7 protein-coding genes are annotated in these 5,567 nt (G+C 41.4%); 5 read left to right on the top strand and 2 right to left on the bottom strand.

Annotation, left to right across the window (positions count from 1 at the left end):
• The 5 genes from RHS_RS28925 to RHS_RS28905 all read left to right on the top strand — a co-directional run.
• The coding region (locus RHS_RS28925) for a PfkB family carbohydrate kinase (protein ID WP_047835160.1) at nucleotides 1-919 on the top strand (919 nt) is incomplete at its 5' end.
• A 141-nt stretch (nucleotides 920-1,060) separates the two neighbouring features.
• Nucleotides 1,061-1,279, top strand: coding sequence for a helix-turn-helix transcriptional regulator (locus RHS_RS28920; RefSeq protein ID WP_027295033.1), 219 nt, complete (start codon nucleotides 1,061-1,063; stop codon nucleotides 1,277-1,279).
• Nucleotides 1,266-2,018, top strand: a complete 753-nt coding sequence (locus RHS_RS32310) for a DUF3169 family protein (protein ID WP_027295034.1) — start codon at nucleotides 1,266-1,268, stop codon at nucleotides 2,016-2,018. Before RHS_RS28920 ends, RHS_RS32310 begins: the two co-directional genes overlap by 14 nt.
• 18 nt (nucleotides 2,019-2,036) lie before the next feature.
• Complete coding sequence (locus RHS_RS28910; RefSeq protein ID WP_027295035.1) at nucleotides 2,037-2,810, top strand: ABC transporter ATP-binding protein; 774 nt, start codon at nucleotides 2,037-2,039, stop codon at nucleotides 2,808-2,810.
• A gap of 2 nt (nucleotides 2,811-2,812) precedes the next feature.
• Nucleotides 2,813-4,024, top strand: coding sequence for an ABC transporter permease (locus RHS_RS28905; protein ID WP_047835159.1), 1,212 nt, complete (start codon nucleotides 2,813-2,815; stop codon nucleotides 4,022-4,024).
• Here RHS_RS28905 and RHS_RS28900 read toward each other — a convergent pair.
• Complete coding sequence (locus tag RHS_RS28900; protein ID WP_047835158.1) at nucleotides 4,021-4,254, bottom strand: hypothetical protein; 234 nt, start codon at nucleotides 4,252-4,254, stop codon at nucleotides 4,021-4,023. The genes RHS_RS28905 and RHS_RS28900 overlap by 4 nt on opposite strands.
• Before the next feature lie 35 nt (nucleotides 4,255-4,289).
• A partial coding sequence (locus RHS_RS28895) for a diguanylate cyclase domain-containing protein (protein ID WP_047835157.1) occupies nucleotides 4,290-5,567 on the bottom strand: 1,278 nt, incomplete at its 5' end.

Genomic DNA, 5,567 nt, shown 5'->3' with positions numbered 1-5,567 from the left:
AATTGTAGTGGTCGGAGGCATCAATATTGATATTACATTAAATCTAGATGAGCTGCCTCATTCCGGAAAAGCAGTCAGCACAAGCCGTTCCACTACTTTCCCGGGAGGGAAAGGGGTAAATCAGGCAATCGGCGCTGCCCGCCTGGGTCATCCCGTCTCCCTGATCGGCAAGGTTGGAACTGACTATGATTCCGCTCTGATTTACAGTGCTATGAAGGAAAATGGTGTAGATATACAGGGAATCGGAAGGGATCTTAGCGCCAGCACGGGAAAAGCTTACATACATGTACAAAATGACGGGGAAAGTACGATTTCTATCCTTACCGGGGCAAACCAGAATGTGACAGCCCAGGATATTATAAATAATGAACGGCTATTTGAAAATGCGGGTTATTGCCTGCTGCCAACCGAAATACCGGATTTTACTATTGAGACAGCAGCACAAACCGCAAAAAAGTACGGCGCCAGGACTATCCTAAAGCCGACACTTCTGGATCGGATACCCGATTCTATTCTTAAAAATATTGATATTTTTATACCAAACCAGATCGAAATGATTTCTCTCTGTCCGGGCATCCGTACACTTCCCGAACAGGCAGACTGTTTTCTAAGTAAAGGCGTAAGCACCGTGATTATCACCCTTGGACACCGGGGATGCTACGTTAAATCAAACGGTCTTGAGCGTTATTATCCGGCTGTTGGTTTTGTATCTGTTGACAACACAGGCGCCGCAGATGCCTTCATATCTGCTCTTGCCTCTTATCTTCTGTATGGTTACAGCCTGGATGAAGCCATACGGATTGCCAGTTATGCCGCAGGGTTCTGTACTTCCAGGCAAGGGGTTGTACCTGCGCTGATTGACCGGAGCTCATTGGAAACTTATATAAAAAAGGTGGAACCAGATCTGATACATCGATGAATTTACAATTCTTGTAATTTTCTTCTTGACAACTATTCTTGTCATTGCTATACTGTCTTTGACAAGAATAATTGTCATTTTGACTTAATTCTTTGTCACTCCATGGATTATAAAAATTGTTATAAGAAAGGGGATGATCATATGCCCTTATACAATCGCTTGAAAGAATTCCGCGCAAAGCTGGGAATTAACCAGCAGCAACTGGGAAGCCTGGTAGGTGCATCCAGGCAGACAATCAGTTTGATTGAACGGGGCGATTATTCCCCCTCAGTAACTTTAGCACTTAAAATAGCCAAAGTCTGCGGGGTTGGTGTTGAAGAAATATTTAGTTATGAGGAGGGAGAAGATGATGAAGAATAGAAAAAGGATTGTCTTAATCCGCTTTTTTCTAGTCATTTTTCTGGCAGGTGTACTCGGAGGAATCGCGGGTTATCTTTTTGCTTCAACTGAAGCTAGTTTAACCAGTGTGGGGAATACGGTATCCGGCATCTTGATTCGATACTCCATTTATATGAGTGTTGTGTTTGATGCCATAGCCCTTTTGATTTCCTACGTTTTATACCGTATCTCTAAAAAGGAATTCAAGTTGTGGGATCAGGAAGATTCCGATTCCATCATTCAGACGGAACGAAAGCTTTCCATTTCCCTGATGGCAAGTGAAATCGGTCCTATTCTGGCAATGATCGCTTTCTGTATCGGAATTATAGACATTCACAAAGGGGGCGCAGCCACCCAGCTGATCTGCATGCTGGCATTTATCACGTTGTCACTTGCATTAGCACTCCTTCAGCGGAAGATTATCGGGCTGGATCAGGAAATTAATCCGGAAAAGAAAGGGGATCCTCTGGATTTCAACTTTCAGAAACAATGGTTGAAAAGTTGTGATGAACAGGAAAAGCAAGTTGCTTATAAGTCAGCTTACAAAGCGTTTCGCATTTCACAGATCTTTTATGTGTTCATCCTGATTTTTTTAATCCTGCTGGGTCCATCATTTGAAATTGGAACCCTTCCCTTTTTAATCGTTGGTGCAATATGGTTATTACAGGTTATGGTATACTCCATTACCTCTTTAAAACTTTCAAAACCCAAAAATCATTAGCAACAGAAAGGACATATTATGGTTGAAATTAAAAATCTTTCTAAAATTTATCACCTGAACAAGAAGCAGCAAAAAGAACAAAAAGCAAAGAACACTAAAAAAACAGCAGTTTCCGATCTTAATCTGGAGGCTCATGAAGGAGAGATCTTCGGCCTTCTGGGTACAAACGGCGCCGGCAAAACCACTACCCTTCGTTGTATGGCTACGCTCCTGAAGCCTTCCAGCGGCAGCATATCCGTATGTGGATATGACACTATAAAGGATTCCGCCAAAGTTCGTGAAAATATAGGATTTTTAACAAATGAGATCAAACTGGATCCTCAGTTTTCACCAAAATACCTCATGGGATTTTTCGGAAAACTGCACGGGCTCTCAGAAGAAACCATCAACCAGCGCAGGGATGAGCTTTTCAAACATTTCGGAATAAAGGAATTTGAAAACAAGAAAATAGAAGAACTGTCCACCGGTATGAAGCAGAAAGCCGCCATTGCAGTAAGCTTAATTCACGATCCCAAGGTAATCATCTTCGATGAACCCACAACAGGACTGGATATCATTACGGCACGTGCAGTTACTGATTATCTGCAGAAGCTGAAAAAAGAAGGTAAATTAATTATCATGTCTACGCATATCATGTCCGAAGCAGAGAAGCTCTGTGACCGTATTGCGATTATTATTGACGGAGAATTAACAATAGAAGGTACACTGGAAGATATTTTAAACCAGACAGGATGTGACGATCTGGAGGATGCTTTCTTTAAACTGTACCAGACTTATGGAAAGGCGGTATAAACATGAACGGAACAAAAGCAATTTATTGCAAAGAATTAAAGCGTGTCTTCAAAGATTCAAAAATGATCTTCTCACTATTTATCCTTCCCGTTGTACTTATGGTTGGAATTTACAGCCTCATGGGTTATTTGGGCAATAAGGAATCACAGAATACCAAAGAGCATGTTGCCACGGTTTCTATTCAGAATGCACCGGAAGATATGGCCGGACATATGGCGGATTTTATCGGTAAAGCAAATGTTTCCTATCTGAAAACAGACGAAACTCTGGATGCTGCAAAAGATGACATTTATAACGGTAAGCTCGATCTGCTGGTAGTCTTTCCTCAGGATTTCAGCCAGCAGATTGCAAATTATAAAGAGGGGGATCCGATTCCTGACATTCAGACTTTTTATAATCCGTCAGAAAATTATTCCCAACATGCCCACGACGAATTCACAACATCCCTGAACGGATATCAGAAGGCTTTATTGGCTGACCGGCTGGGTAACCTGGATATGATAACCATATTTACAATTGACAACACGAATCAGAATTCCATTATTCAGGATGATGCTAAAGCTTCCGGTCAATTCCTTGCCATGCTGCTGCCTTACCTGGTAACTATCCTTTTATTTGCAGGAACGATGTCACTGGGTACCGACTCGATTACCGGCGAAAAAGAACGCGGTACTCTGGCCAGCATGTTAGTAACACCAATCAGCCGTTTTGAAATAGCCCTTGGCAAGCTTCTGGCACTAATGACGCTGTCCATTATGTCCGCTTCCGTATATATTATTGCTTTAACTGTTTCTCTTCCCAAGTCCATGGCATCTATGGGTGCGGAAAATATGACGGTTACCTTTACTGCGGGGCAGATTATTATGATTGCTGCAATTATCATAGCTCTTGCATTTTTATATGTGGCACTGGTTGGAATTGTATCGGTATTCGCCCGCACTGTGAAAGAAGCAGCATCTTATGTAACTCCTTTATACATCATTGTTATTGTTGCAGGACTTTTTACCATGATTTCTCCATCCTCAGGACACGCAACTTACGAATACCTGATACCAATCTATAACTGCAGTATAGCACTTGGCGAAATCTTTACCAGAGAATTAACTGTACTTCACTTTGCCATGACTCTTGGAATTACCGTTCTGGTGGGCGGTGCAGTAACTGCAATCATTGCAAAAGCATTCAGCAGCGAACGCATCATGTTTAATGCTTAAATAAATACAGACAGCAACAGCGCGGACGATATGTTCCGCGCTGTTTTCATTAACCTTTTCATAAATGCTTTCATGGTTACTTTCTTTAAGGCTTTCGTTAATGCTTTCATGGTTACTTTCTTTAAGGCTTTCTTTAATGCTTTCATGGATGCTTTCTTTAATGCTTTCATGGATGCGCTCTTTAATGCTTTCATGGATGCTTTCGTAAATGCTTTCGTAAATGCTTCCATTCATGCTTTATTTAATTAATTTTTTCGTTTACTCTTTAATTTATTTTATATTTCGTTATATCATGACAGCAAAGAAGGACTGCATCCTTCCCTTTCCAGCGGATCCTTGAAGCATCCGCGCTGGACCAGACATTTAGTATCGGATTATAGAATTCTTTGGTACAGTTTTTTACAGTATCATCCAGATCCTTTACCGGACAGTTTTCACAAGGTTCCTCCCTGTCAAAAAATTTACGGTAACAGCACATGCCTTCTCTTACATCAGGCACCAGCGATTTTGTCTTTTGGTTGATATAATACATCTCATAAGATTCTGCACCGATTACATAAATCCAGGAATTCTGATTATCCAGGATATTCTGCATCCCCTCCAATGTCTGAACCACACTGTCCTGTGCACGTTTCTTTAACAGAAAAGTACTTAGTATTTCACTGGTAAAAATTAGTGTCGTGATCTGCTCCTGGGTCCAGAACCTGTTCATCCTGCATTCATCGAAACCAACATATCCTTTGAACTCTCCATTGTCTGTTATGGCACACTGAAGCATAGACTTAATCCCCTGTGGTTCCAGAATAGCCTTTTGTTTCGGCGGTAATTCCATAATATCCCTGCAGTAGAAGATTCCATCTTCGTTAAAATTTACTACATAGTTTCCTCCCAGATCAAAATCATAAGACACATGCTTCAGATTATCAATTTCTTCCTTCACACCGGTATTACACCACTCAAAGGTATTGCTGCAATACCGGTCATCCTCTGTATTTTCAAATATGTATGCGCGGCTTACATTAAACTGATGCCCTACAATTTCCAGAATCGCGCTTACCGCAGCTTCCACATCAATGGATTTATAAAGTATTTTAAATATATACTCAACCAGCTTACTGTTCAGGGTGTTCCCCATGCCTTCGTTAGAGTCAATTTTTTCATTTACTGCCGTTGGCATCGAGACAGGTATTCCCGGAAATCCGTCGCCAATTGAATCGTCATAATGTACATACTGATTCTTACCCTGCTTTTTCGCCTGATACAAAGCATAATCTGCCTTCTTATAAAGCTCCTGGAAATGCTGACCGTCATTCGGAAATACAGAGATTCCTATGCTGCAGGATATGGATTTATCCCAGCTCTCCTGCATAGGCAGATTGCGAAATGCCTCAACCACCTGACGTGCTTTCTCAAACACCAGTGCATTTCCAGGAATATCCTTAATAAAAGCAATAAATTCATCTCCGCCTATACGTCCTACAATATCAGACTCACGAAACAGTTTCCGCACATCTGATGTGATCTCTACAAGAAATGCATCCCC

Origin of the sequence: Robinsoniella sp. RHS, from assembly GCF_001029355.1 — a bacterium.
In the GTDB taxonomy this organism is placed as follows: Bacteria; Bacillota; Clostridia; order Lachnospirales; family Lachnospiraceae; genus Robinsoniella; species Robinsoniella peoriensis.
This window is presented reverse-complemented; position numbering and strand designations above follow the sequence as displayed.

Excerpts from the sequence above, each read along its gene's own strand:
- RHS_RS28900 (WP_047835158.1), bottom strand. The coding sequence starts at position 4,254 with ATGGAAGCATTTACGAAAGCATTTACGAAAGCATCCATGAAAGCATTA.
- RHS_RS28920 (WP_027295033.1), top strand. The coding sequence starts at position 1,061 with ATGCCCTTATACAATCGCTTGAAAGAATTCCGCGCAAAGCTGGGAATT.
- RHS_RS28910 (WP_027295035.1), top strand. The coding sequence starts at position 2,037 with ATGGTTGAAATTAAAAATCTTTCTAAAATTTATCACCTGAACAAGAAG.
- RHS_RS32310 (WP_027295034.1), top strand. The coding sequence starts at position 1,266 with ATGATGAAGAATAGAAAAAGGATTGTCTTAATCCGCTTTTTTCTAGTC.
- RHS_RS28905 (WP_047835159.1), top strand. The coding sequence starts at position 2,813 with ATGAACGGAACAAAAGCAATTTATTGCAAAGAATTAAAGCGTGTCTTC.